Origin of the sequence: Cobetia sp. 29-18-1 (genome assembly GCF_029846405.1) — a bacterium.
GTDB classification, from domain to species: Bacteria; Pseudomonadota; Gammaproteobacteria; order Pseudomonadales; family Halomonadaceae; genus Cobetia; species Cobetia amphilecti.
Genome location: NZ_JARWKS010000008.1, coordinates 1 through 25,945, shown reverse-complemented (window position 1 = coordinate 25,945; position 25,945 = coordinate 1). Strand labels below are relative to the sequence as shown.

Genomic DNA, 25,945 nt, shown 5'->3' with positions numbered 1-25,945 from the left:
CTCAATCCTCCGTCAGCGGCTTGAAGCGGCGCAATTCCAGCAGACGATAGCCGGTGTAGTTGCCGAGCAGCAGGATGAAGGCCATCAGCACCAGTTGCAGACCGAGGAAGTTGAAGGTCAGGTGACGCACCCACGGATTGTTCATCGCCAGATAGGCCAGCACGGCGGTCAGAAGGCTGCCGCCACCTTGCTTGAGCACTTCCTTGGGACCTTCCTCTTCCCACAGGATCGACATGCGCTCGACGGTCCACGACAGGATGATCATCGGGAAGAAGGTGATGGTCAGGCCGGCGTTCAGACCAAAGCGATAGGCGAGTACCGAGAAGATGGAGATGATCGCGATCACCGTGATGATCACCACCGAGACCCTCGCCACCAACAGCAGATTGAGCCGCGACAGGTAACTGCGGATCACCAGGCCCGTCGCGACGATCAGCAGGAAGCCGATCAAGCCGGTCACCAGACTTGTCTGGATGAAGGCGAGGGCGATCAATACCGGCATGAAGGTACCGGAGGTCTTGAGACCGACCAGTACACGCAGCAGCACCACGACCAGTGCGCCGATCGGGATCAGCAGGATGGTCTTGAACAGCGCCTGCTCTTCCAGCGGCAGGGAGTGGATCGAGAAGTTGAGCAGCTCGTCATTGGCCAGCTTGTTGCGCACCGCGACGGCCGCCGGCTCGTTGTGCCGGATCATCGAGAAGCTGACACGGGAATTCACGCCGCCTTCGACTTCCAGCATCGGCGCGCCACGACCTTCCCACAGCAGCAGGTTGTCCGGCTCACCTTGCTTGCCGGTTTCCGGGTTGATCAGCACCCAGTCGGTGTTGATGTCTTCAGCGTCGGCGGCCTCGACATCCACCGCCTCGTTGCCTTGCGGCGTTTCAGCGAAGACCTGCAACCAGGATGAGACCGTCTGGCGCCGACGACCGTCTTCCAGACTCAAGCCGCTGACCAGACGCGCACTGACACCGGCCTCATTGAGCAGGCGCAGCATCAACTCGGGACGCTCGAACTGGGTCAGCAGCAGGCGCGCATTCTCGCCCTGACGCTGATTGTCGAACTGCTTGATCAACTCACGTGCGAAGGTGAACGAATCGGCACTGCGCTCACGGGCCTGATCGATGACCTGGGCCGCGGCGGTATCATAGGGACGCTCCCAGGAGACTTCCTGAGGGGCCGGCAGGCGCTTGATGGCCGCAGGCGTCGCATTGTCGGACTCCAGCATGGTCACGGTGTAATACAGCAGCTGCGAGCCTGCCGCTTCACGGATCGACCATTCGGCACGACGGCCCGGCAGGTCATCCAGATAGGACAGCCCGAAGCCCGAGGACGCCGTGTTCTCGGTCAGAACGCTGTAGCCTTTCTGGTTTTCCGGCAGCGCCAGCGACGCCTTGACCGGACCGCCAGTGGCCGTGAAGGCCACCTGGGCTTCGATATCCCACACTTTCTGCTGTGCACCGGGCACCCAGGGCACATCAAACGAAATATGGCGATAGGCGGTCAGGCCCACACCGATCAGCATCAACAGGCCGACCAGAAGATAGAAAGCAAAACGCGACATGGGAGTCCTTGAAATGTCTGGAGCAGTCATGATGGCTCGGTGGAGCACCGAGCCATGTCAGGCAGCGAAGCCGGGCAGAGGAGACAGGAGGGCGCTTGCCACTCAGTCGCGGTTGCCTTCGTTCGGGTCCTCATCCTTGGCCGCTTCGTTACTGGGTGCACTACCCGGGTACTCCGGACGTGCATTGATGAAGGTACGGCTGACGTCCACCGCAGCGATGTCCATCATGAAGCGACGGCCCAGCAATACCGGATAGGTGAGATCACGACGATCATTGAGGGTGAACTCGACCTTCTGCTTGATGTCACCCAGTGTCATCAGCAGGCTGACGACGGGACGCTCTTCGCGGCCGGAGGCCTGGATGATGGTCACCGTGCGGCTGACCTGGGCTTCGACCCACTTGTCACGGTCGCCCGCCACGAAATACTTGCCGTCATCCCGCAGCGCCAGCTTGAACTTGACCCACTTGGCGCCGTCGCGCTCGAATTCGGTGATATCACGCGCCGACAGCGACGAGGTATTGGCACCGGTATCGATGCGTGCCTTGAAGTAGCTGCTGATGGTCGGGAAGCCGACCCACTCGACGCGCCCAAGCAGGGTCTTGTCGAGGATGGGGTTGTCGGTCACGGCCTTGCAGGCTTCCACGGCCTGCGGCTGTGCGGGCTGTTCCATCTCGGCATGGATCTGGCGCAGTTGACTGCCGACTTCTCGCACGTCACGACGCAGAGAGCGGCTCAGCGCCTGCTGGTCGGCCAGTTGCTGCTGTTGGACGTTGCATTGGCCTGCCAGCTGCTCCTGCAGGGCATCGATGCGCTGTGAAAAGGCATCTGGCGTCAATACCGGTTTCTGCGGTTGCGGTTGTGCCGGGACGCAGCCGGCCATGACGACGACACTGGTCAAGGTAACAGGCAATAGCAGCTTGCGGATCAGCATAGGGGAGAAGGTTCCTGTTCAGCCTTGCTGCCGCTCTACAACCTGTGTGAACGGCAGACATAATTCTTGTCCATCGTCAGTCAGCACACTGATCCGACGATGCCTGGATATTCCCTTGTATAGCTTGGGCGTTCTAGCACCGAAGCGTTACTGGGGGCGATCATACGTAGCCCGAATGGTGACTGTCCATGTTTCAGCACCTGACGCCGAGCCATTTCCTGCGATTCACCAACGTAGCGATCACTTTCTGTCGCCAGTCGAGGACAGACCACACAAGGTCCCACCAGGCGTGGGTCAGGGCCGCTGTCAGCCGGCTGGAGATATAACGCCAGCTTGGCTTGCGTCGCCTTCAGGTGACGAAAACCTTGATGGAATCCAGCCTCCGGACAGGAGCAGCCTTCGCGGCAGTTTGCACAGCCAGACCTCACTGTTTGCGCATTGTTCAGGATGTCAGCGCATCACAAGCGCGGGATCACAGCATGGCAACGACACGATCTCGGATGAGAGCCCGCCGCCGAAGCGAGTCAGACTGTCGCCAAACTGATCAAATGCAGGTCACTCAGCAAAAGATAGGCGGGAACGCCGACTGACTCCATCGGCTGACTTAATCAACTGACTTTAATGACAAGCAGAAACTGAGGTTCACAAGCAGGCATGCAGATGCTGACATTCGCGCGGAGGAGGTCAGGTGCCTGGCATTCGACGCTCAAGCATCTACGTACACAGCCCGGATGTACAAAGCACCGAGGTACACAGCTTGAGCACGCTCACGAACTACTGCATTTAACATAATATATATTATACGAATCGTAGGGTTTCCGAGTTGCATCAGTGATCCTGGACGCCCGTAGAGTCAGTTCCTTTGGCCCATCAGGTCAGGTCAATCAGGTCGAGTCGTCGGGCCAAGTCCAGCGAGTTGAACTTGTCGGCTTGCATCAGCAACGGCCAGTTTCACGATCCAAGTGCCAAACAGTCCGTTTGCCTAAGAGCGCGAACAAACTTATCCTTGATATAATTCATGCACAAGTGTTGTAGGATAATTCGGGTCAAATGTGACCCACACCGCACACCTTGTCACTCAACCCTGCCACGCGCCGTGATTACTCACGGTCTGCGCGAACCGGAGTCAGCGATGCCCTCCTTCCCGTCCTGCTCATCAGCTAGCGCTGGATTCATGCACAACGGCATTCGACGCCTTCGGCGCATCAGCGGCCGCGTAGCCGTGTTGATCATGGCGGCGGGTTTGTCAGCCTGTAGCGGGCCTCAGATAGAGGATTACGCGGGCAGCGGCCCTGAGCTGCGCATCGATGACTACTTCCTGGGCCACACACGTGGCTGGGGCATGGTGCAGGATTACAGTGGAGAGGTGACGCGGCGGTTCGTGGTCGATGTCATCGGCAGCATGCAAGGCAACCAGCTGATTCTGGAGGAAGACTTCGTCTATGCCGATGGCGAGACACAACACCGCCGCTGGACCTTTACCCCGGCGGGTGATCGCCAATGGACTGGTCGAGCGGCGGATGTGAAGGGCGAAGCGACAGCGACGACCCGCGGTAATGCCTTGCGCATGAACTACGTGCTCCAGGTACCGATCGACGACAGTACCTGGGAGTTCAGCATGGATGACTGGATGTACCTGCAACCGGATGGCCGCATCCTGAACCGGACCTCGATGCGCAAACTGGGACTCGAAGCCGCCAATATCACCCTGGCTTTCCAGCGTTGTCCCTGTGACTCACCACCGGCCCCCGATCCGAAATGACAACTCTCGCGCGGCAATGACGTGAGCCCATGATGGCTTCAGTCCTTGATAAGCGCCAGTCGCTGGCCTAGCCACTATGTGTCGGAGGAGTTATCAGCATGCAGCTCAATAGAGCTTTCCACCCTAGCCTTCCATTTACCGTAATCCTCATCTGGCGCCATCGGCTCTCCGAAAGCGTATCCCTGCAATTGATCAAAGCCCAGATCTATCATGGTCTGGCGCTGGCGTAAGTGTTCGATGCCAACCGCCACGGCGGAGATCTCCAACGCATGCAGGGCCGCCGTCCAGGCTTTCAACAGGCGCGCCTGACGCGGATCAGTCTGCAACAGGCTGATCCAGCGCGGATGTAGTTTCACGCTGGTGATGGGCAGCATGCTCAACAGCCGCAGGCTGTCATGCTCAGGGCCGAAACGGTCGACACAGAAGCTAATGCCGTCATTGGCCAGCGATTTCATTGCCAGGGTTAATGGCTCAGGTGTCGCGACGAAACTTTCGACTCCGCTGACATCAAGGCGAATGCAATCGCCTTTGAGCCTGTAGAGACGCAATACGCGTCGCAAGGCATCCATATAGTCCGTTTCCATCAGGCGCGACGCCGTGATGTTGATAGATAGCGGCAGCAAGCTTTTACTGTCTGTTCTTGTCGCCTGCCAATGACTCAACAACGCACAACTTCTGCGCAGCACCCAAATGTCGAGCTCTTCACCAAGCCCGGCGTGACTTGCAATGCGCAACATCTGGTGGGGGGTAATCCAACGATCCTTGTCCTGCCAGCGCAACAGTACTTCCTGTCCACTGAGGCTTTGACGTTCAGCCGCGACGATAGGTTGCAAGTGGATACATAACTCATTGTCACGCAGCGCTTGGGCAAAGCGGTTGTTCAATTCCAGACGCAGTTTCAGGTTGTCGGTCAGATCTGCGATCTGCACGCCCTTCTCTTTCGGTGCCCATTCACTGGCACAGACAAGCTCTTCTTCCACGACGCCGACAAGCTCTGCTGCTGACATACCGTCGCTGAAAAACGTGCCCGCACCAATCAGTAGCTCAGGCCGATTGTTGGCGGCAAGATGCAGTAGCCAAGGCTGCTCCACGAAGCGATACCAGCGCATGCCATGAAGCGCCTGGTCACGCGGCAGCAGAATCATCAAGGTATCGTGACTGATGCGTCCCTTGAGCACGTCATCGTCATCGAAATTTTCATTGAGCTGGTGGGATAGTGATTGCAGCACCCCTTCATAGAACTCGACACCCTTCTGCTTCCGAAGTCTTTCGGCATTCTGCAGCTTGACCAGAATGACCTGCAACGCTCCTTGGCTGGCAGGCCCCTCCTGCCAGGATGTCATTCTCTGAAGGTAGCGACGACGCAGACTGTAGCCCGTGATCGGATCGATATTGGCCTGCAAGGTGGCACGTGCGCGCTCTGCCAACAGCGCATCACGCTGGATGAGCTCGTTCTCGACCAACAGTGCACAGCGCTCCAGCCGCTCCAGTTGAGCCGTATCCAGTTGACGGGGCTTGTGGTCGATCAGGCACAGAGTGCCCAGCGGCAGGCCGCTGCTGTCGCGCAGCACGGCGCCCGCGTAGAAACAGACATGCGGTGGCCCCGTCACCAGGGCGTTATCAAAGAAGCGCTCATCCTGACGCGCATCATTGATGACCAGAAAGCGTTCTTCATGCAGCGCGTGAGCACAGAAGGCGAGATCCCTGTCGGTCTGCCGTGCATCCAGCCCGCAATGGGCCTTGAACCACTGGCGGTCTTCGTCCACCAGCGACACGAGGCAGATGGGCACATCAAAGATGTCGGCGACCAGGCGTGTCAGATCGTCATACCGCTTTTCATGATCACTATCCAATACATGCAGAGAATGCAGGCTATTGAGACGCTCTTCTTCACGTGGATGCGGTGCCGCCGGCCTGAAGCCGGGCCGGCCTCCTGGCGCAAGGGTCGTCTTTGGGGTGGAATCTGCCATGGCCTACTGCCTCGTTGGAATTTCCAGGAGATATAACCGCATGTTCGTACTTGAGCATACTCGTCTCGACTGTTGACTGGCAGAGCTGGTAATCGCTGTACCGCTAACGATAATTGAGCGTGGAAATCCCTACGTGAATCACTGTGCGGCAACCTCACGGTGCGGTTACTCACCACCACAACGCAGAAAGCCCCGCAGCAAGGCTACGGGGCTTTCTGGATGACATATGTGCCTTCGAGGTCAGGCGCTTCGCGCCTCACTCACGATATGACAGGATCAGGCTTCGGCAGGTGCATAGGAGCCATCTTCACGATGGACTTCCTTGCCGGTCAGGCCCGGGGTGAACACGCAAGCCAAGTGCATGGTCTTGGTGGCTCGCAGCAGGTGATCATCGTGCTCGTTGAGGATATAGATGTCGCCCGGCTTGATCGGCCAGATCTTGCCATCAGCCAAGGTTTCGACCTCACCCTCACCTTCCATGCAATACACCACTTCATAGTGATGCTTGTAATGGATGTGGGTCTCGGTGCCTTCAAAGATGCGAGTGATATGGAACGAACACTTGCCACCATCTTCATCGAGCAGCAGACGCGTGCTATCCCAGTTGCCATTCTCCGCCTTGACCAGACGATCGGTACTGCGGGCTTCTTCGAGATTGCGAACGATCATGTGTTTTCCTCACTAGGCTGCCTGACATCGACAGCTGACAGATGGCGATTACCGTAACGAAGGGATGACCTGGGTGGGCAATCGGTGGGGATGGCAAGCCAAGGGGCTCACCAACGACCCGCGGGGCACCGATGACCGGGCGCCCCGCGGGAAGACAACGTTACTTGGACAGCACTGCGGCAGCGTTTTCCTCGATGATATCGAGGGCTTCCAGCAGGTCTTCGTCGCGGATGGTCAGCGGGCAGAGGCACTTGACGACCTGGCCAGAGTGACCACTGGTCTCGATGATCAAGCCCTGCTCGAAGCAGCGTGAGGTGATGGCATCGGCCAGCTCACCGTCACGGACATCGATACCACGCATCAGGCCACGGCCCTTCTCGTGCGCTTCGAAGCCGTTTTCGCGGGCCTTGGCGGCAATCTTCTGAAAGCGGTCTTCTACGATACGACCCTTGCGCTGGATATCGCGCTCGAACTTGTCATCGCTCCAGAAGTGGCGCAGCGCGGCGGCGCCGGTCACGAAGGCCAGGGCGTGGCCACGGAAGGTGCCGTTGTACTGGCTCGGCTTCCACTGGTCCAGCTCGGGACGCATCATCACCATCGCGAACGGCACACCTGAGGCAGACAGCGACTTCGAGTTGCAAACGATGTCCGGCACGATGTTGGCGTGCTCGAAGCTGAAGAACTTGCCGGTACGACCACAACCCGCCTGGATATCATCGACTATCAGTAGGATCTTGTGCTCCTTGCACAAGGCATCCAAGCGCTGGAGCCATTCAATGGAGGCCGGGTTGATACCGCCCTCACCCTGCACGGTCTCGACCAGCACTGCTGCCGGGCGATCCAGGCCGCTGGAGGAATCCTTGAGCAGCTTGTCGAGGTAGGCAACGGTGTCGATGCCCTCACCCATGTAGCCATCGTAGGGCACGAATTGCGCACCCTGCGCGGGCAGACCCGCCGCGTCACGGAACTTGGCGTTACCGGTGGTGGCCAGGGCACCCATGGTCACACCATGGAAACCGTTGGTGAACGACACGATGTTGTGACGGCCGGAAACCTTGCGCGCCAGACGAATGGCAGCTTCAACCGCGTTGGTGCCGGTCGGCCCCGGGAAGTGGACCTTATAGTCCAGGCCACGCGGCTTGAGGATCACTTCCTCCAGCGCTTCGAGGAAATCGCGCTTAGCGGAAGTCCACATATCGAGGCCGTGGATGATGCCATCATTGCTGATGTAATCGACCAGTGCCTTCTTGAGTACCGGATGGTTATGCCCGTAGTTGAGCACACCGGCACCGGCGAGGAAATCGATGTAGCGCTTGCCGTCCTCGGTGAACAGGTGGGCATTCTGCGCCTTGGTGAAAACGGTCGGGAAAGAACGCGAATAAGTGCGTACCTCGGATTCCATCTGTTCGAGAATCTGCGTATTCATGCTGTCACCTCCCTGGTGATGGATGGCCGAGTACTGAGATGGCCATACCAGAATGTAAAGACGATCCAACGAATGACACTGACCCTATCTCACTCACACATGGGGCCAGCAGGAGATGTCACAACCTTCCTGTCGTGAACATCTGCCGGACGGGGCGTGATTCTTCTCGACGACCGACACAAGAATCATGACGGCGCCCCGTCCAGGACTTCTAGCGACTTGCTACCCGCCCTTGCTGCACAAGAGCATTGAGCGCATCGAGCACTTAGATATCACTCGGCAGGAACGGGCCGATGCGCACCAGATTTTCGGCAAGGTGCACGCCACCCAGCTGGTCAGAAGAGAAGTACTCTCGCGAGTGCAGCGGCACCTGCCAGCGTTCGGCGAGGCGAGTGAACAATGCCCAGGACGCCTCGTTATCCGGCGTGATGGTTGTCTCGAGATGACGCACGTGCGCCATTTCGGGACGCTTCATCACGGCTTCGATCAAGCGGCGTGCAAGGCCAGTACCACGCGCCTTCTCACCGACGGCGATCTGCCACAGGAAGAAGGTCTGCGGGGCGTCGTTGCGGGTGTAACCGGAAACGAAGCCGACGACCTCACCTTCCTCATCTGTCGCGATGGCGCAGCTGTCACGGAATTGCGTGGCCAGCAAAACGTACGAATACCCTGAATTGAGGTCCAGCGGCGGGCAGGCCTTGACCAGCTCATAGATGCCCCAACCATCATCGGTCGTCGGCTGACGAATGAACAACGGCGCGCTGGCGCGGTTGATCACGGCATCGTGGGTGTGGTGGGCCAGGCCCTGAATCGTGGAAGTCATTGTCATGGTTTTCATAAAATATTTCGCAGTTGGCGAATTCGCTATAAACCATAACAAACCGTTATGGATGTCGCAAACCATAAATTATTCTCGTAAAGCGTATGGATAACGTAGAATTATCCCAAGCCCTGTATCGGTGAGCGTGCAAGCTGGGGCCAATACCGAGCAACACTCGCCCTTGCCCCCGACGCTGGTTTATCTCCACTAGACGCAAGACGGCGCCCCGAGGGGCGCCGTCTTGTTGGCTGCGTGTGCGGCATCTGACCTTGCTTTCGTTGAAGCTGCCGCTGAGGCGGCTTCTGCTCTAGTGCTTGAGTCTAGCTAGTGCTTGAGAGCCCCGGGGCTTCCGTCACTGCTGTTTCTGCCCCTCACGCTTCTTGCTTGCGATCGCGACAATCTGGCCCAGCTCATCATGTCGACTGAACTGCACCGCGCAATTGCGGCCTTCGTGTTTGGCGGCATAGAGCGCCATGTCGGCATTGTGTGATAGCTGTTCACGGTCGCTGCCATGCTGAGGGGCGATGGCAATCCCGATGCTGCAGCCCACTTCCAACTTGTGCTCTTCATACAGGAAAGGCTTGCCCAGACTGTCGATGATGCGCTGGGCCAGCTGGGCGAGTTCCCCGTGGCGCCCCAGATTCGCCTGGATGTCGGCATTGTGGACCAGCACCACGAACTCATCGCCTCCCAGACGCGCGACGAAATCGCCCTTGCGCACCACCTGATTGAGTCGCTCCGCGATCACCTTGAGCGCCACATCCCCGGCGGCATGCCCGTGGGTATCATTGATGGGTTTGAACTTGTCGATGTCCAGCATCAGACACGCCAGCTGCCCACCTTCGTCACTGACGCTCTCAAGGCAATGCTCGACCCGCTCATAGAAATGCTGCCGATTGGGCAGTCCCGTCAGAGAGTCATGCATCGCCAGTTGTGTGATGCGCTTCTTGTAGTTGTTACTCTCGATGATGTTGTACTTGAACTTCTGCAGCGCCCGCGCCATCTGGCCCACTTCATTGGTGTGCTGGGTGCTGTCGATCACCACGCTGACATCGTCATTGGCCAGGGTATTCATGGTCTGGGTCAGACGACGTATCGGCACCAGCACATAACGCCCGAACAGCCACATCGAAATGCCGATCAGTACCACGATCATCGCCAGCGCCAGGCCATTGACCACTGGGGCGAGCGTGGCCAGCAGCTTGAGCGTCTTGCCGACCGCGGCAGAGGTGGCCCCGATCCGCATGCGGGTTTCATGATCCAGCACCGCCAGTGCGTCAAGCGCCTGTGCCTCATTGACCCTGACCTGCTGATCGATCTCACGCGGCGAAAGCTCTGCCTGCTCGTCATGCAACTGGCTGACCTTGTTCAAGCGATCACTGTAGGACTGGATGACATCGGCAATATCGCGAATGGCACGCTGCTCGGCAGTATTCATGCCCATCTCACGATATGCCGCCAGTGTTGCTCGCAGCGACTCGAGGTCCTGCGCCGCCTGTTGGCCATAGATGGCATCACTGCGCAGTACGTAATTCTTGAAGTGGTGGATCATCTCGCCATAGCCAAGATCACGTCGCAGGTTGGCCACCAGTCGCGCCTTACCCATGCCGTCCTCAAGCGGGTTGTCATTTTCACGTAGCTCACCGACGGAGATACGACGCAAGGTATCTAGCCCCGAGACAGCCTGGAAATCGTCAATCTTTACCACCTTGTCGATATCGGTACTCGAACGCCCCTGCTCGATCATCTCGCGTATTCTGGGAATCATCTGCTCATAGCGACTGATGGTGGCACGCAGACCCGCCAACGCCATTTCCTCTCCTTGTGATAACCCGAGGTTTTGATAGCGGTTAAGAGCACTACGTGCGGCCCCAATCTCGCTTTGTATCTCAACGATCAAGTCAAGGTCCTGACGCAATACAAGATTCTTGAAATCATGCACCATGCCGCCATAGCCTAGGGCCTTGGTCAGCTGACCCTCCAGGCGCGGTTTGTCAGAGCGCGCCTGCTGATATTCCTGCCAGTCGCGCTGCAGGTCGGTCACGTTACTGGTAATGAATGCCAACACGACCAACAACACCAGCCCCGCCAAGGCAGAGAGCACACAGATGATGATGTTGATGGTGCGAAAGCGCATGTTGGCCAGACTCATGAAGGCTATCTCTTGACGATGGAAGGAAACGTTCGACGAAAAACTCGTCACGCCGGACAGCCAATGGGCGCGGCCAGCATGATAAATATACTGCCACGATACCAGATAACTCTAATACTTTACTCAGCGGCTTAACCGAGCCTCCCTCCATACGCCGGATGCCCTGGCCATATGCCCCAAACTCGCATCAGGTCGCCTCAAACTGTGAAAGGCTAACGTCGCGCCCATAAAAAAATCTCCCACCGAAAATCGATGGGAGATTGCGTTTCTGGCCTGTACTTGGTTCGTCTCTGGCCTCGGCCCTAGTCACGGGTCTGAAGCCAGGCCCGACCTTAGCTGTAGTAGGCGTTGGTCGTATCGGTGTGATCGGTGACGTCACGCACACCGGTTAATTCCGGGATACGCTCCATCAGCGTCTTCTCGACACCATCCTTCAGCGTCAGATCGACGGCGGAACAACCCTGGCAACCGCCACCGAACTGCAGCACGGCGACCTGCTCTTCGGTCAGCTGCACCAGCTTGATCTCGCCACCGTGAGCCGCCAGACCCGGGTTGATCTCGCTGTAGAGCAGGTAGTTGATGCGGTCTTCCAGCGGGCTGTCCGCGTTGACCTTGGGCATCTTGGCATTCGGCGCTTTGATGGTCAGCTGACCGCCCATGCGATCAGCATTGAAGTCGACGGTCGCCTCTTCCAGGAACGGTACGCTGTGCGTGTCGAGATAGACCTTCAGCTTCGGCAGATCCAGGATCTCATCCGTCGGCTCTTCTTCGCCCGGACGGCAGTAGGCGAGACAGGTCTCGGCATACGGCGTGCCCGGCTGGGTGATGAAGATACGTACGCCGATGCCCTCGACGCTCTGCTTCTCGAGCAGCTCGGCAAGATACTCCTGGGCGCTATCGGTAATCTGGATGCTCTCACTCATGGCGCAGAGACTCTCTTGATGTCAGGTGACTAATGGCTCCATGTTAAGGAAAACCTGCTGCACTCGCAATCCTGAGCAAATCACTCGGGTTTGATCCCCCGCGCGCGACTACTCCTTGGCGGGCACTCCTGACTGACTCATGTTGCGCATGAATCATGCTCATCGTGACGATTCTGCAGTCTGATACGATAGCCCCATCTGGCCAGGCAGGGATTTCGTGAGCGGATCCCTCGCCAGCGCCTCTCAATAGCAATGAGTTCGCGCCTGCGGCGTGTGCCTTTCTCGGCAAAGTACTGGCCTGGCAAAGTGCTGGCTTGGCAGAGAAAGTTGCACGCCCGGGATACAACGCGACAGGTCACGCACGCTGGAGTCCGTCATGGCGCAAGCCCAATTTCCTGTTCCTTATTCTCTGCCACTGCCCGACGCGCTGAGCCAGGCGCTGCAGGAACGTATCCTGATCCTCGATGGCGGCATGGGCACCATGTTGCAGAGCTACGGGCTGGAGGAGGAAGACTTCCGTGGCGAGCGCTTCGCCGACTGGCCCAGCGACATCAAGGGCAACAACGACCTGCTGGCGCTGACCCGACCGGACATCGTCGAGGCGATCCACCGCGCCTACTTCGAGGCCGGCGCCGACATCGTCGAGACCAACACCTTCAATGCCACTCAGCTGTCGCAGTCCGATTACGGCATGCAGGCACTGGTCCACGAGATCAATCTCGAATCGGCACGCCTGGCGCGCAAGACGGCGGACGCCGTGGCCGCCGAGACCGGCATCCCGCGCTTCGTCGCCGGGGTGCTTGGCCCGACCAGCCGCACCTGCTCCATCTCGCCGGACGTGAATGACCCCGCCAAGCGTAACGTCACCTTCGATAGCCTGCGCGACAACTACCGCGAAGCCGCATTGGCACTCTTCGAGGGCGGCGCGGACCTGATCCTGATCGAGACCATTTTCGACACCTTGAATGCCAAGGCGGCGATCTACGCCCTTGAGGAGCTGTTCGACCAAGGCCATCCGCGCCTGCCGGTGATGATTTCCGGCACCATCACCGATGCCTCGGGACGCACACTATCCGGCCAGACCACTGAAGCCTTCTGGAATTCGGTACGTCATGCCCGCCCACTGAGCGTCGGCCTCAACTGTGCCCTAGGCGCCGAGGAGCTACGCCCCTATCTACGCGAGTTGTCCGAGAAGGCCGATACCTTCATTTCCGCGCATCCCAATGCCGGCCTGCCCAATGAATTCGGCGAATACGACCAGACGCCCGATGAGATGGCCGAGATCATCGGGTCCTTCGCTGCGGCAGGTCTGCTCAACATCATCGGTGGATGCTGTGGCTCCACCCCGCAGCACATCCAAGCGGTCAAGCGCGTGGTGGCCCAGTACCCGCCACGCAAGGTACCCAACATCGCGCCGGCCTGCCGCCTGTCGGGGCTTGAGCCCTTCAACATCCAGCCGAACTCCCTGTTCGTCAATGTCGGTGAGCGCACCAACGTCACCGGCTCCGCGCGCTTCCGCCGCCTGATCAAGGAGGAGGACTACACCACCGCGCTGGAAGTCGCCCTCGAACAGGTCGAGAACGGCGCCCAGGTCATCGACGTCAACATGGATGAAGGCATGCTGGAGTCACAGGAGGCCATGGTGCGCTTCCTGAACCTGATCGCCTCCGAGCCGGACATCTCGCGCGTGCCGATCATGGTCGACTCCTCGAAGTGGGACATCATCGAGGCGGGGCTCAAATGCATCCAGGGCAAGGCGGTGGTCAACTCCATCTCGCTCAAGGAAGGCGAGGAAAGCTTCCGGCAGCAGGCGCAGATCTGTCGCCGTCACGGCGCCGCTGTGGTGGTCATGGCCTTTGATGATGTCGGCCAGGCCGATACCTATCAGCGCAAGATCGAGATCTGCGAGCGCGCCTACCGGATGCTGGTCGATGACATCGGCTTCCCGGCCGAGGACATCATCTTCGACCCCAACATCTTCGCCATCGCCACCGGCATTGAGGAGCACAACAACTACGGGGTCGACTTCATCGAGGCCACGCGCTGGATTCATGACAACCTGCCCCACGCGATGATTTCGGGTGGCGTCTCCAACGTGTCCTTCTCGTTCCGTGGCAACAATCCGGTCCGCGAAGCGATCCACTCGGTATTCCTCTATCACGCCATCCAGGCGGGCCTGAGCATGGGCATCGTCAACGCCGGCCAGCTGGCGCTCTACGATGACCTGCCCGAAGAGCTGCGTGACGCCGTCGAGGACGTGGTACTCAACCGCCGCGGTGACAGCACCGAGCGTCTGCTCGACATCGCCGACAAGTACAAGGGCGATGGCAGCAGCGGCGAGAAAAAAGAAGACCTCGAATGGCGCAGCTGGTCGGTCAACAAGCGCATCGAGCACGCGCTGGTCAAGGGCATCACCGTCCATATTGAGGAAGATACCGAAGAGGCACGCCTGCAGGCTACCCGACCCATCGAGGTCATTGAAGGGCCGTTGATGGACGGCATGAATGTGGTCGGCGACCTGTTCGGCGCGGGCAAGATGTTCCTGCCCCAGGTGGTGAAGTCGGCGCGCGTCATGAAGCAGGCGGTCGCGCACCTGATCCCCTTCATCGAGGCCGAGAAGAGCGGCGAGACCCAGGCCAAGGGCAAGATCGTCATGGCAACCGTCAAGGGCGATGTCCACGACATCGGCAAGAACATCGTCGGCGTGGTGCTTCAGTGCAACAACTATGAGGTGATCGACCTGGGCGTGATGGTGCCGGCGGAGAAGATCCTGCAGACCGCCATCGACGAGAAGGCCGACATCATCGGGCTTTCCGGGCTGATCACGCCGTCGCTGGACGAGATGGTCAATGTCGCCAGGGAGATGCAGCGCCGTGGATTTGAATTGCCGCTGCTGATCGGTGGTGCGACTACGTCCAAGGCACACACCGCAGTCAAGATCGAACCGCAGTATGAGCAGCCGGTCATCTATGTCACCGACGCCTCGCGCGCGGTGGGCGTGGCCTCGCGGCTGCTGTCGCCGGAACTCAAGGCAGCCTATGTCGATCAGATTCGCACCGAGTACGCCGTGGTACGCGAGCGCAACGCCAAGCGCCGCCCCAAGGCCGCGGATCTCGACTACCGCGAGGCGCGCAAGCGCCGTTTCCAGCCCGATTGGGAGCATTACACCCCGCCGGCCCCCAGCTTCACCGGCCTCAAGGTCTTCGATGACTACGATCTGAATGAACTGGTCGAGCGCATCGACTGGACGCCCTTCTTCATGAGCTGGCAGCTGGCGGGCAAGTACCCGAAGATTCTGCAGGATGAGACGGTCGGGGAAGCGGCGCGTTCGCTGTTTGCCGATGCCAAGGTGATGCTGCGCAAGCTGATCGATGACAAGGTGCTGTTGGCGCGGGGCGTGATCGGCTTCTGGCCGGCCAACTGTGTTGACGACGACATTCTGGAAGTCTACGCCGATGAGACACGCACCCAGGTCGTCGAGCGCCTCCATCACATCCGTCAGCAGATGACCAAGAATCGTGATGGCATCTGTCACAGTCTCGCTGACTTCATCGCCCCGCGTGACAGCGGCAAGCCGGACTGGGTCGGTGGCTTCGCCGTGACTACGGGGCATGGCGCGGACGAACTGGCCAGGGAGTACGAGGCGGCTGGCGATGATTACAACGCCATCATGGTCAAGGCGCTGGCGGACCGTCTCGCCGAAGCCTTTGCCGAGCGCCTGCACGAGCGCGTGCGCAAGGAGTTCTGGGGCTACGATAGCCAGGAAGTGCTCGACAATGAGGCATTGATCGCCGAGAAGTATCGCGGCATTCGCCCGGCGCCCGGCTATCCGGCCTGCCCTGACCACACCGAGAAGGCCACGCTGTTCCGTATGCTCGAACCGGAAAAGCATGCCGGCATGGTGTTGACCGAGAGCTTTGCCATGTGGCCGGCGGCCGCCGTCTCTGGCTGGTACTTCGCGCACCCGGAGTCGAAGTACTTCTCCACCGGCAAGATCACCCGTGATCAGGTGCAGTCCCTGGCGAGCCGCAAGGCAATGGAGCTTGGCGAGATGGAACGCTGGCTGTCGCCGGTGCTGAGCTACGATCCCGACGCCGATTGATCCCCTCCATCAGCCGCACCGCCGATTGATGCAGCCAACGTCAGCTTTACGCGCCTCACCTCTCAGGAGATGGGGCGCGTTGTCGTCTGAGAAGCGATGTCTTCATTTGCCGAGCGCGCTATTATGGCGTTCTTCCTTGTCTGCTGTCGTGAGTCGCCCGTGCTGCTGTTGTCACTGCTTTGTTTATCACTCTCCTCTTTGTCTCTGCTCGGTTTATCGCTGTTCTGCTTATCGCAGCCCAGTTCACTGATTCCCCGTTTGTCAGCCGCATTCGAGGCTTGTGTCTCTTCCTGCTCTTCTCACTTTTCCGACTCCCTGCGTGGGAGCGTCTGATGCTGGGGGATCTTGCGCGCAACACGCGAATACTGAAACTGGCGCTGCCGATCATTGGGGCGATGCTGTCGCAGAGTCTGCTCAATCTGATCGACGCGGCATTGGTCGGCAGTCTGGGCGAAACGGCGCTGGCGGGCGTGGGGATCGGTGGCTATGCCATGTTCATGGTCACGGCGCTGATCTTCGGGCTGTCCTCCGCCGTCCAGGCACAGACCTCGCGGCGCTTGGGCGAAGAAGTCCCTGAGCGTTGTGGCGAAGGCCTGAATGCCGGCCTGGTGCTGGCGTTGTCGATCGGCATCCCCGTCACCCTCGCCTGCCATCACTGGACTGAGCCGCTGCTGTCGTTGATCAATGACCAGCCCGGTGTGCATGAAACGGCCTCCTCGTATTTCCAATGGCGTGTGCTGGGGCTGATACCGGTCGCAATGGCGTTCTGTTTCCGAGGCTTCTGGAATGGCCTGCAGCGCACCGGCATCTATCTGCGCATCATGTTGATAACCCAGGCGGTCAATGTCGTGCTCAGCATCATCCTGATCCACGGTCTGTTCGGCGCCCCTCAGATGGGCGCGGATGGCGCCGGGGCCGGTACGACACTGTCCCTGCTAGTCGCATTGGCACTGTGGGTCAAGGCGACGCTGGGCGAGCGCAGTCTGCACGGCGTCCTACACGCCTGGCCGCCAATGACACATTACCTGACGCTGCTCAAGCTAGCGGTGCCCCACTCCTTTCAGCAGCTATGGTTCGCGGCGGGCTACGCAATGCTGTTTTGGATACTCGGTCAGATCGATGCGGCCAGCGTAGCGGTCGGCCATGTGCTGGTGAATCTCTCCCTGCTGCTGATATTGCCCGGGGTCGGACTAGGGCTGGCCGCCATGAGTCTAGTAGGCCAGGCCCTGGGCAGCGACGAGCATGAAGAGGCCCATCGCTGGGGGTGGGACACCGTGCGTGTGGCACTGCCGTGTTTGTTACTGCTGGGCTTGCCGCTGTGGGTCGCGCCTGAAAGTGTGCTCGGGCTTTTTCTGCATCGTCCGCAATTGATTGAACTTGGCGTGCTACCGTTGCAGATGACCGCCGCCATGATCGTGCTCGACTGCACCGCCATCGTGCTGGCCCAGGCACTGCTGGGCGCCGGCGCCCATCGCACCGTGATGCTTGCCACCTTGAGCCTGCAGTGGCTGTTGTTTTTGCCCGCGGCTTGGTGGTGGGGCGTCCATCAGGAAGGCGGCCTTGTCGCCATTTGGGCGATTCAGCTCGCTTATCGACTGCTCAACTCGTTTGTCTTCGGCCTTATCTGGCAACGCAGGTCGTGGCAGACACTGCGCCTTTGAAGCCTTCAAGAGCCACCTCAGTTCTTGACTGACGCTTATACCTTGAATGCACCTCACCAGCGGCCCTTAATGCCTCTCTTTTTTCAGATCATTACGTATATTGCTAATAAATGAATATACGTTTCTTGATCGTTGAATGCCGATAAGTGACAGCCTTCAAAATGGGGCAGCAATTGCGATCTGAATATCGTACCCTGACTGTATTGTAAAAAAATGTAACAAAAAGAGGAGAGGTAATGGCCACTTTAACCATCAGCACCAGATGGCAGCAGCAAGGGTCGCGACAACTGTTAACCCTATTTTGCTGTTTGGCCATAAGCGGAGTAGTTGATGCCTATCCTATTAAAAGTTCACTTGCTCTCAATGACAACACTCCCCACCCACCTATCGCTGATACACAAACAGCAGATTTATCTAATTTTTCTATCAACTCAGGTAACCCGATTAACGTGGATGGCACAGAGGCAATGAAGGCCCAAGACTCACTTGCCGTAACCTTCGTCAATCCCGGGCTTCGGGGAGAACGTTTCTGGGATATGGTGACAGACACCATGCAGGCAGCTGCCCACGACCTGAACATCACCTTGAAAGTTGTTTATGCAAAGCGCAACCCATTTCTTCTCAAGAAGCTTGCTCTTCAAGCTTTAGAGGACCCAACCCCCCCTGATTATTTAGTGCTGGTCAATGAAGAGCAGGCTGCATCCGAGCTGCTTAAGACCTCGGATAGCTATCGCACGCGTGTTGTAATGCTGTTGAATGGCCTCACTCGCGAACAGGAACAGGTACATGGAAGCCCTGGGACTATCCATCCTGCGTGGATTGGTAGTGTCATCCCTGATAACTATACTGCTGGCAAGCGTATGGCTAACCAGCTAATCAAAGAAGCTCGACAGGTATCCCCCACGGGGCAACTGCGTGGACTCGCTCTAATCGGCGATACGCTGACCCCGGCCTCGATTGCACGTAACAGCGGTATGCTGGCCGGCTTTGCACAAGACGAGGCCTTTCAGTTAGATCGCATCATCGAGGCGCGCTGGAATACTCAGGATGCCCAACACCTTACTGGGAAATATCTCAAGTGGACCAACCATTCTAACGGCCAAAATGATCTGGTCTGGGCTGCGAACGATGCCATGGCCGAGGGCGCAATCCTTGCAATCGAATCTGCTGGGCTCACGCCAGGCAAGGACGTATTGGTGGCGGGCCTTAACTGGTCGCCGGAGGGCATCAGCATGGTATCAGACCGGCGCTTGCTGTTAACAGACGGCGGGCATTTCATGGCAGGTGCGTGGTCAATGGTGATGGTGAGGGATCATGCCACTATCGAGGGATGGGTCCCCAGAACCGTCAACTTCCCGATGAGCGCCATCACCCATGACAATGTAGAGCTTTACGGCCCCCTTCTGAAAACCCCTGACTGGAGAAGCGCAGATTTCAAAGCTTTTGGATTACAAGAATCCCAGGGCGTCTATGACTTTGACCCGATGACGGTATTGATACAGATGATTGGGCAGCAAGAAGATGATATTGCCCAATAACAGTGGTCCCCCTCAATGAGGATGATCACTGATAGGTCGCAGAGCGATTTTATTGCCGCCACTAGTCTTCGCTACGATGCTGGAATTAAGGGACCATCATGAGACTGACACACCTACTCTCCCCGCAACGTTGCCTCAAAATGACTAGGGTGGGCATCGTAACCACGATGTTATGTTCTCCTTTGCTAGCTCATCAGGCTGGGGCGCTGAACGCCATTCCCTTCAAGCCCATCAAACATGTAGTGTTCCTGAACCCTGGTCATGCTACAGAAACTTTTTGGGCACAGATGATCAAGGCGGCTTCTGTCACAGCTGCCTCGCTGGGGATGAAATTGGAAGTTGTCAGTGCCAATCGCAATACCGACGAGTTTTTGCGTCTGGGCACACAGGTAATGATGCGCCAGCCCCCTCCCGACCTGCTGATCACCACCAATAATCACGGCCTTGCAATGCCAATACTGGCCACCAGTGACACCACTGGAGTACCAGTCATGATTGTGCTCAACAGCCTGTCACCTCAGCAACACAAGGCCGAGGGCAAGCCCCTTGGCCGCCATGCCTATTGGCTGGGAAGTGTCTCGCCTGATCATCAGCAAGGTGGTCATGACACCATGCAGGCACTTAGAGAACGATATAACAAAGTGCATGGCAAATCTGAGGGCGCTGTTATTGCCCTTGTGGGGGGGCAACACGACGAAGCGTCTCACCTGAGGCTGCGCGGGATGCAAGATGCCCTGCGCAATGCCCCCTACCTGTACGTGGATAGAACATACCAAGCCAATTGGAACTATGAGGATGCATTCGAGGTAGTGGACCGCTATGTAAAGCGTCAGCAAAGCAGCTTGCCACTGCGGATCATCTGGGCTGCCAGTGACATGATGGCGATTGCAGCGATCGACGCGCTGAAGCTCAATGACTTGCGCCCAGGTGAGGATGTACTTGTCGCTGGCATGGGCTGGACGCGCGAAGGGCTTGATCATCTACGTACCGGTGAAATGGAGGCAAGTGCGGGAGGTGACGCCTTGGCGACTGCATGGTCACTGGTGTTGCTGGCAGCTGTCCAGCAAGGGGTGATCACACCTGAATCGCTCGGCACCCGCTACTACACCATGGGCCTGGCAACGAGTGCTGACCCCGGTTCTTATCTCGACGAGATCTCGATGGAAGTACTAGCGCTCAAGCCGATGGGGTGGTTAGTAGAGATGGTGGCGACCCTGCCAGACAGCGCCGCACCTTTCCTACCGTCAGCGCCACACCAAGCCTCCACCGCCGATACGCTGGGCCATGAGCCTCTGGCTCCTGCCACCGAGGGAGAACTGCGTGATGAATGATGATTCGAAGCTCGCAAGGACTCTCGATACGGCGGCCAATAGTAATAGCGAGCGTGCGTCACCGCTCAGATGGCGAATACTTCGGATACTTGCCCCGCTAGTGTTCGCCATATGTGCCATCAGTGGAATTGCGAGCTACCACCTTTATGCCAGTAAAGCCGTTGAGCACATGCAAGATGATCAACGAGAGATGATGGACATCGTGGCTCTGACGCTGCCCGACGCCATATGGAACTTTGACGATGAAAGAGTCCAAGCTTACCTTGAGGCTCTTAGCCATCAGGATAGCGTCCATGCCGTGCGCTACTTCAATCAGGAAGGTGAACTCGTCGAAGAGATTGTAAAGGAAGGGACAGCATTGGAACCTGCCACGCTTTCGAAGAACCTTATTTACCAGAATTCGCTGGTCAAGCAAGCTGTTGGCAAGCTTGAGCTGCAGAGCACCAATGCCACGTTACTCGCCGCACGCTATCAAGGCGGAGCTGTACTATTCGCGATTGCTCTTATTATCATTCTATTGACTCTGCTGACGCTTTCTTGGCAATTAAAGCGCTATGTGGCGATCCCTTTGAACGTAGCGATAGATCATATGGGCCAGTTGGAGGGCCAGCATGACACCTTCCATCGAATCCCTTTAACCCGATCATGCGAGATTAATAGGGTTATCGTGCAGTTGAACAAGCTGGGAGAGCGACTTTTCAATATGATGGAAGCTCTACGCAAAAATGAAGAACGCTATCAGCACTTCTATCGAGATACTCCTGCATTACTACTGGTTATCGACTCTAAGGGCACTGTACAAGATGCCAGTGAGAAAATGCTGGAGGTGACCGGATGGGCACGTGAACATCTTGTCGGCATGTGCTTCCGTACTCTCTTCAGCAGCCAGAATGGCAATCACATCCATCGCATCAGCAAGGCCTTGCGACTGGGCAATGCCTGCAACGGTCTGGTGATGACCTTGAGCTGCCAACACCAGGAAGACCGTCAGGTACAGCTAGTCATTCCGGCCTCCAAAGGCAGTCAGTCCAAGGGCACAATGATACTACTGACTGACATCACCGAACTGACCAAGACCCAGCAACGTCTGATGGAGCATCAGCTGATTGACCCCTTGACGCAGTTACCCAACCGACTATCGCTCAATCAGCATGTACAGCAGTTGATCGCACGCGATGCTGTCTTTGGCTTGCTGCTAGTCAATATCGATCGATTCCATAGCATCAATCACCACCTGGGGCCGATAGATGGTGACCTGCTGTTGAAGGAGGTTAGCGCACGATTGAAAGAATGTGGCCCGGCCTGGATCGGACGTATTGGTGGTGATGAATTCGTCATGACCTGTGATATCAATGACTTGCGTAAAATTGCACACCAAATTAAAACCGCCTTCTGCACCCCACTACTCAAGGCTGGCGAACCCATCGACCTCAGTCTGAGCATGGCGGGCCTAGAGGCCCAAGCAAATGATGAGAGCCCCAGTCGTCTGATGCGTCTGCTGGAACTCACTATGGTGAATATCAAACATGATGGGGGCAATCAATACCGTACCTGTGTCCGCGATAGCGCGCTGGAAGATGGGGAACCGTTACTCCTGAAAGAGCGCATGATTCGTGAAGCCTTGACCATGGGCTGGTTCCGCCTTTATCTACAGCCCATCTTCCGAGCGGCCAGCCCGGACCTGGATACCCCGGAAATGCTGGGCGCCGAGGGCCTGATCCGCCTTGAACATCCTGAACTAGGCATGGTGCCCCCCAATGAATTCATTCCGGCGGCAGAAAAGACCGGACAGATCGTCGAGATCGGCAACTGGGTGTTGGAAGAGGCTGCCGTCATTCTGTGTGAATGGCGACGGCTCGGGATCGAGGAACACTATCTATCCATCAATGCCTCCGTCCTCCAGTTCAGAGATCAAGGCATGCTGAACCAACGCTCGAGCGCTACCCGATACGCCCCTCACAGCTTGTGATCGAGGTCACCGAGAACCTGATGCTCGACGGTAAAGACAGCCTGCACTATCAACTTCAGGCCATACGTAAATTAGGCGTCAACCTTTCACTGGATGATTTCGGGACAGGCTTCTCATGCCTCTCCTATCTGCATAAACTGCCTTTTGGCATTTTGAAGATCGATCGCTCCTTCGTCATGAATGTCGAGACCAGTCATCGCGACAGGGAGCTGGCGCGGGTCATCGTCGCGATGGGCCAATCACTCGGCATGCAAGTCGTTGTCGAGGGGGTCGAGGAGCGGGGGCAAGCCGAGTTCTTCAAGGACTTGGGCGTCCACGCCTTTCAGGGCTTTCTCTTCGGCCGCCCGATGCCGCAGCAGGCCTTCGAGGCGCGCTTTCACTCCAATGCTGATGAGCGCGTCAATCTGCTGAAACCTGTCAGGAGCGCACCAGGCAAAGGTCATGGCTAGGGCTGATGTCGTCTGACAGATGCCGTCTTTTCTGCGCAAGCCCGGTATGTGTCAGGCCCTCGCCTGTCGTGAAACCCAAGGTGGCATGACCAGACACCCACCCTCAGGCGTCTGGTCTTTTCTTTTTCGCTGCTGGTAGGCAAACTCGACGCGCCCTTCTTAATAACGCTATCATCGAAAACTATGAGGATTTATTCTTTTAAAGAATAAAGAATAGAGGGTATGGTGGCTTCAGCATCAACAAGATTCGCATCAGTAGACGATCAGCTGATGCCCGACCGCAGGACACCCCTGACATGTATCGCTATGACACCTACGACCAGACACTGGTCGACGAGCGGGTAGCTCAGTTCAAGGATCAGATGGATCGCTATCTGGCGGGCCGTCTGGGAGATGAAGAATTCCGCCCTCTGCGCCTGCAGAACGGCCTCTACATCCAGCGTCATGCCCCGATGCTGCGTATCGCCATACCCTACGGCATGTTGAGCGCTGTTCAGCTGCGCGCCATGGCGGCCATCAGCCGTCGTTATGACCGATCCTATGGACACTTCACCACCCGCCAGAATCTGCAGCTGAACTGGCCGAAGCTGGAAGATGTCCCGGCGATTCTCGCCGAACTGGCTCAGGTGGAGATGCATGCGATCCAGACCAGTGGCAACTGTATCCGCAATACCACGACTGACCAGTTCGCCGGTATCGCGGAAGATGAGACCGTCGATCCACGCCCATGGTGTGAGCTAATACGTCAGTGGTCCACGCTTCACCCGGAATTTGCCTATCTTCCGCGCAAGTTCAAGATTGCCGTCACCGGCGCCAGCGCCGACCGTGCTGCCATCCAGGTTCACGATATCGGCATTCGTCTCAACCGCGCCGACGATGGCAGCGTCAAGGCCACCATCCTGGCGGGCGGCGGTCTCGGCCGTACGCCAATGGTCGGCGACATCGTGCGCGAAGACCTCGACTGGCAGCACCTGCTGACCTATCTAGACGCCATCGTGCGTGTCTACAACCAGTGGGGCCGTCGCGACAACAAGTACAAGGCGCGCATCAAGATCCTGGTCAAGGCACTGGGAATCGAGGAATTCCGTCGTCGCGTCGAGGAAGAATGGGCACACATCAAGGATGGATCGGAAACCCTGACCGACTCCGCCGTCACCAAGGCGACCAGCTACTTCCCCGAGCCTGAGCGCCGTGAAGTCAGCGCCGAGGCCATCGAGGCTTATGAGACATTGCGCCGCGAGAACCGTGCCTTCGCACGTTTCGTGACCAACAACGTCGTCGGCCACAAGGTGCCGGGCTACAAGGCCGTCACCCTGTCGCTAAAGCGTCGTGAACTGGCCCCGGGTGACGTCACTGCCGACCAGATGGACGCAGTGGCTGATCTAGCGGAGCAATATGGTTTCGGTGAACTGCGCGTGACGCACGAGCAGAATCTGGTGCTGTCTGACGTGCCGGTCGATGAACTCGAGACACTCTGGAAGGCGTTGGAAGAACTTGGCATGGCCAACCCGACCGTGGGCACGCTGGCGGACATGATCTGCTGCCCGGGTGGCGATTTCTGCTCGCTGGCCAATGCCAAGTCGATTCCCATCGCTCAGGCACTGCAGGACCGCTTCGAAGACCTCGACTTCCTGTACGACCTCGGCCCGCTGGACCTGAATATCTCGGGCTGCATGAACGCCTGTGGCCATCACCACGTCGGCAACATCGGCATCCTCGGTGTCGACAAGAAAGGCCAGGAGTTCTACCAGGTCTCGCTGGGCGGACGCAGCGACGACAACGCCACGCTCGGCAAGATCCTCGGCCCATCCTTCAATGCCGAAGACATGCCGAACGTCATCGACAAGGTGCTGCAGGTGTACGTCGAGCAGCGTCTGGAAGATGAAGTCTTCGTCGATACCTACCACCGCATCGGCATGAAGCCGTTCAAGGAGCGGGTCTATGCCTGAGGTGACTGCAGAAATGACATCAGCACGCGAATTGACCGATCAGCGCCAGGGTGGCGTCATCCGTCAGAACCAGCTGGTGAGCGAAGATGCCTGGCAGGTCGTGCGTCTGGATGAAGACGGCAATCTGCCGAGCTATCAGCAACCCGCCCTACTGCCGCTGGCGGAATGGCAGGCGCTGGTCGCCGCCGGCGAAGGCGCTGATCATCTGGCGCCCTGGCTTGCCAGTGATACCGAGCTCACGCCGGAACTGGGCAAGGCGCTGATGGACGCACCGCTGCTGGCGGTCGACTTCCCGAACTTCAATGATGGCCGCGGTTACACCATCGCCCGCCTGATGCGTGAGCGCTTCGCCTACCAGGGTGAGATTCGTGCCATCGGCGACGTTCTGGTGGATCAACTCCACTACATGAGCCGGTGCGGCATCAGTGCCTTTGCCCTGCGTGACGATCAGTACGTGGAAGATGCCTTGCATGCACTGAGCTCGTTCAGCGTCAGCTACCAGTCCGGTGTCGACCAGAAGACGCCGCTATTCGCGCGTCGTTGATCGCCCGCTCTTGATCACTCACTGTTTCTGCCTGCGAACAGACGTGGGAGAGAAGGCAAACGCACCCGAGTGAGCCAAGCAAAAGCCCCCGTCCAGGATGGTCTCCTGGGCGGGGGCTTTTTTCATGCCTGTGTCCCGTCCTGAATATAGTTGACACGTTCTGACCTATCTTTAGGGAGAGCG

Annotated in this window: 17 protein-coding genes; 9 read left to right on the top strand and 8 right to left on the bottom strand. The window is 58.1% G+C overall.

Translation table 11 applies throughout. The features are described from left to right. Position 1: 1 nt before the first annotated feature. On the bottom strand, positions 2–1,564 hold the full coding sequence (locus QD208_RS08010; protein WP_043334234.1) for an inactive transglutaminase family protein: 1,563 nt from the start codon (positions 1,562–1,564) through the stop codon (positions 2–4). Between the two features lie 102 nt (positions 1,565–1,666). Then, a complete protein-coding gene (locus QD208_RS08005; protein WP_043334233.1) occupies positions 1,667–2,497 on the bottom strand; it encodes an ATP-dependent zinc protease in 831 nt (276 codons plus the stop codon). A 1,243-nt stretch (positions 2,498–3,740) separates the two neighbouring features. Between QD208_RS08005 and QD208_RS08000 the strand changes: the two genes are divergently transcribed. Then, a complete protein-coding gene (locus QD208_RS08000) occupies positions 3,741–4,259 on the top strand; it encodes a DUF3833 domain-containing protein (protein WP_245163020.1) in 519 nt (172 codons plus the stop codon). Between the two features lie 74 nt (positions 4,260–4,333). Here the strand turns inward: QD208_RS08000 and QD208_RS07995 are convergent, their stop codons facing one another. From QD208_RS07995 to nfuA, 6 genes are all read right to left on the bottom strand, one after another. Next, positions 4,334–6,229 (bottom strand): sensor domain-containing phosphodiesterase, encoded by a 1,896-nt coding sequence (locus QD208_RS07995; RefSeq protein ID WP_052384664.1) that lies wholly within the window; start codon positions 6,227–6,229, stop codon positions 4,334–4,336. Between the two features lie 276 nt (positions 6,230–6,505). After that, positions 6,506–6,898 carry an ectoine synthase gene (locus QD208_RS07990; RefSeq protein ID WP_043334232.1) on the bottom strand — a complete coding sequence of 131 codons (393 nt, stop codon included), beginning with the start codon at positions 6,896–6,898 and terminating at the stop codon, positions 6,506–6,508. Between the two features lie 160 nt (positions 6,899–7,058). Beyond that, positions 7,059–8,324 carry a diaminobutyrate--2-oxoglutarate transaminase gene (ectB, locus tag QD208_RS07985; RefSeq protein WP_043334231.1) on the bottom strand — a complete coding sequence of 422 codons (1,266 nt, stop codon included), beginning with the start codon at positions 8,322–8,324 and terminating at the stop codon, positions 7,059–7,061. Positions 8,325–8,589: 265 nt separating this feature from the next. Next, positions 8,590–9,153 (bottom strand): diaminobutyrate acetyltransferase, encoded by a 564-nt coding sequence (gene ectA / locus QD208_RS07980; RefSeq protein WP_240548557.1) that lies wholly within the window; start codon positions 9,151–9,153, stop codon positions 8,590–8,592. Positions 9,154–9,496: 343 nt separating this feature from the next. Then, positions 9,497–11,296 carry a sensor domain-containing diguanylate cyclase gene (locus QD208_RS07975; protein ID WP_052384662.1) on the bottom strand — a complete coding sequence of 600 codons (1,800 nt, stop codon included), beginning with the start codon at positions 11,294–11,296 and terminating at the stop codon, positions 9,497–9,499. A gap of 332 nt (positions 11,297–11,628) precedes the next feature. Beyond that, the gene (gene nfuA, locus QD208_RS07970) at positions 11,629–12,219 is read right to left on the bottom strand and encodes a Fe-S biogenesis protein NfuA (protein WP_043334230.1); all 591 of its coding nucleotides are present in this window, start codon (positions 12,217–12,219) and stop codon (positions 11,629–11,631) included. A 376-nt stretch (positions 12,220–12,595) separates the two neighbouring features. Here nfuA and metH point away from each other — a divergent pair, with 376 nt between their 5' ends. The 8 genes from metH (at position 12,596) to QD208_RS07930 (ending at position 25,762) form a co-directional block, all read left to right on the top strand. Next, complete coding sequence (gene metH / locus QD208_RS07965) at positions 12,596–16,321, top strand: methionine synthase (protein ID WP_279836475.1); 3,726 nt, start codon at positions 12,596–12,598, stop codon at positions 16,319–16,321. 332 nt (positions 16,322–16,653) lie between these two features. Then, the gene (locus tag QD208_RS07960) at positions 16,654–17,982 is read left to right on the top strand and encodes an MATE family efflux transporter (protein ID WP_043337289.1); all 1,329 of its coding nucleotides are present in this window, start codon (positions 16,654–16,656) and stop codon (positions 17,980–17,982) included. A gap of 236 nt (positions 17,983–18,218) precedes the next feature. Beyond that, entirely contained in the window at positions 18,219–19,520 is a 1,302-nt protein-coding gene (locus tag QD208_RS07955; protein ID WP_084589665.1) for an ABC transporter substrate-binding protein, read from the top strand. Between the two features lie 98 nt (positions 19,521–19,618). Then, positions 19,619–20,851: an ABC transporter substrate-binding protein gene (locus tag QD208_RS07950; protein ID WP_043337292.1), complete on the top strand. Its 1,233-nt coding sequence runs from the start codon at positions 19,619–19,621 to the stop codon at positions 20,849–20,851. Further along, on the top strand, positions 20,844–22,820 hold the full coding sequence (locus QD208_RS07945; protein WP_279836474.1) for an EAL domain-containing protein: 1,977 nt from the start codon (positions 20,844–20,846) through the stop codon (positions 22,818–22,820). Before QD208_RS07950 ends, QD208_RS07945 begins: the two co-directional genes overlap by 8 nt. 20 nt (positions 22,821–22,840) lie before the next feature. Then, positions 22,841–23,269, top strand: coding sequence for an EAL domain-containing protein (locus tag QD208_RS07940; protein ID WP_279836473.1), 429 nt, complete (start codon positions 22,841–22,843; stop codon positions 23,267–23,269). A 296-nt stretch (positions 23,270–23,565) separates the two neighbouring features. Continuing rightward, on the top strand, positions 23,566–25,218 hold the full coding sequence (locus tag QD208_RS07935) for a nitrite/sulfite reductase (RefSeq protein WP_043337362.1): 1,653 nt from the start codon (positions 23,566–23,568) through the stop codon (positions 25,216–25,218). After that, positions 25,211–25,762 (top strand): DUF934 domain-containing protein, encoded by a 552-nt coding sequence (locus tag QD208_RS07930; protein ID WP_084589671.1) that lies wholly within the window; start codon positions 25,211–25,213, stop codon positions 25,760–25,762. The genes QD208_RS07935 and QD208_RS07930 overlap by 8 nt, the downstream gene beginning before the upstream one ends. The last annotated feature ends 183 nt before the right edge of the window (positions 25,763–25,945 follow it).

Coding starts and splice junctions, on each gene's coding strand:
- QD208_RS08010 (WP_043334234.1), bottom strand. CDS start 1,564: ATGTCGCGTTTTGCTTTCTATCTTCTGGTCGGCCTGTTGATGCTGATC.
- QD208_RS08005 (WP_043334233.1), bottom strand. CDS start 2,497: ATGCTGATCCGCAAGCTGCTATTGCCTGTTACCTTGACCAGTGTCGTC.
- QD208_RS07995 (WP_052384664.1), bottom strand. CDS start 6,229: ATGGCAGATTCCACCCCAAAGACGACCCTTGCGCCAGGAGGCCGGCCC.
- QD208_RS07990 (WP_043334232.1), bottom strand. CDS start 6,898: ATGATCGTTCGCAATCTCGAAGAAGCCCGCAGTACCGATCGTCTGGTC.
- ectB (WP_043334231.1), bottom strand. CDS start 8,324: ATGAATACGCAGATTCTCGAACAGATGGAATCCGAGGTACGCACTTAT.
- ectA (WP_240548557.1), bottom strand. CDS start 9,153: ATGACAATGACTTCCACGATTCAGGGCCTGGCCCACCACACCCACGAT.
- QD208_RS07975 (WP_052384662.1), bottom strand. CDS start 11,296: ATGAGTCTGGCCAACATGCGCTTTCGCACCATCAACATCATCATCTGT.
- nfuA (WP_043334230.1), bottom strand. CDS start 12,219: ATGAGTGAGAGCATCCAGATTACCGATAGCGCCCAGGAGTATCTTGCC.
- metH (WP_279836475.1), top strand. CDS start 12,596: ATGGCGCAAGCCCAATTTCCTGTTCCTTATTCTCTGCCACTGCCCGAC.
- QD208_RS07960 (WP_043337289.1), top strand. CDS start 16,654: ATGCTGGGGGATCTTGCGCGCAACACGCGAATACTGAAACTGGCGCTG.
- QD208_RS07955 (WP_084589665.1), top strand. CDS start 18,219: ATGGCCACTTTAACCATCAGCACCAGATGGCAGCAGCAAGGGTCGCGA.
- QD208_RS07950 (WP_043337292.1), top strand. CDS start 19,619: ATGAGACTGACACACCTACTCTCCCCGCAACGTTGCCTCAAAATGACT.
- QD208_RS07945 (WP_279836474.1), top strand. CDS start 20,844: ATGAATGATGATTCGAAGCTCGCAAGGACTCTCGATACGGCGGCCAAT.
- QD208_RS07940 (WP_279836473.1), top strand. CDS start 22,841: ATGCTCGACGGTAAAGACAGCCTGCACTATCAACTTCAGGCCATACGT.
- QD208_RS07935 (WP_043337362.1), top strand. CDS start 23,566: ATGTATCGCTATGACACCTACGACCAGACACTGGTCGACGAGCGGGTA.
- QD208_RS07930 (WP_084589671.1), top strand. CDS start 25,211: ATGCCTGAGGTGACTGCAGAAATGACATCAGCACGCGAATTGACCGAT.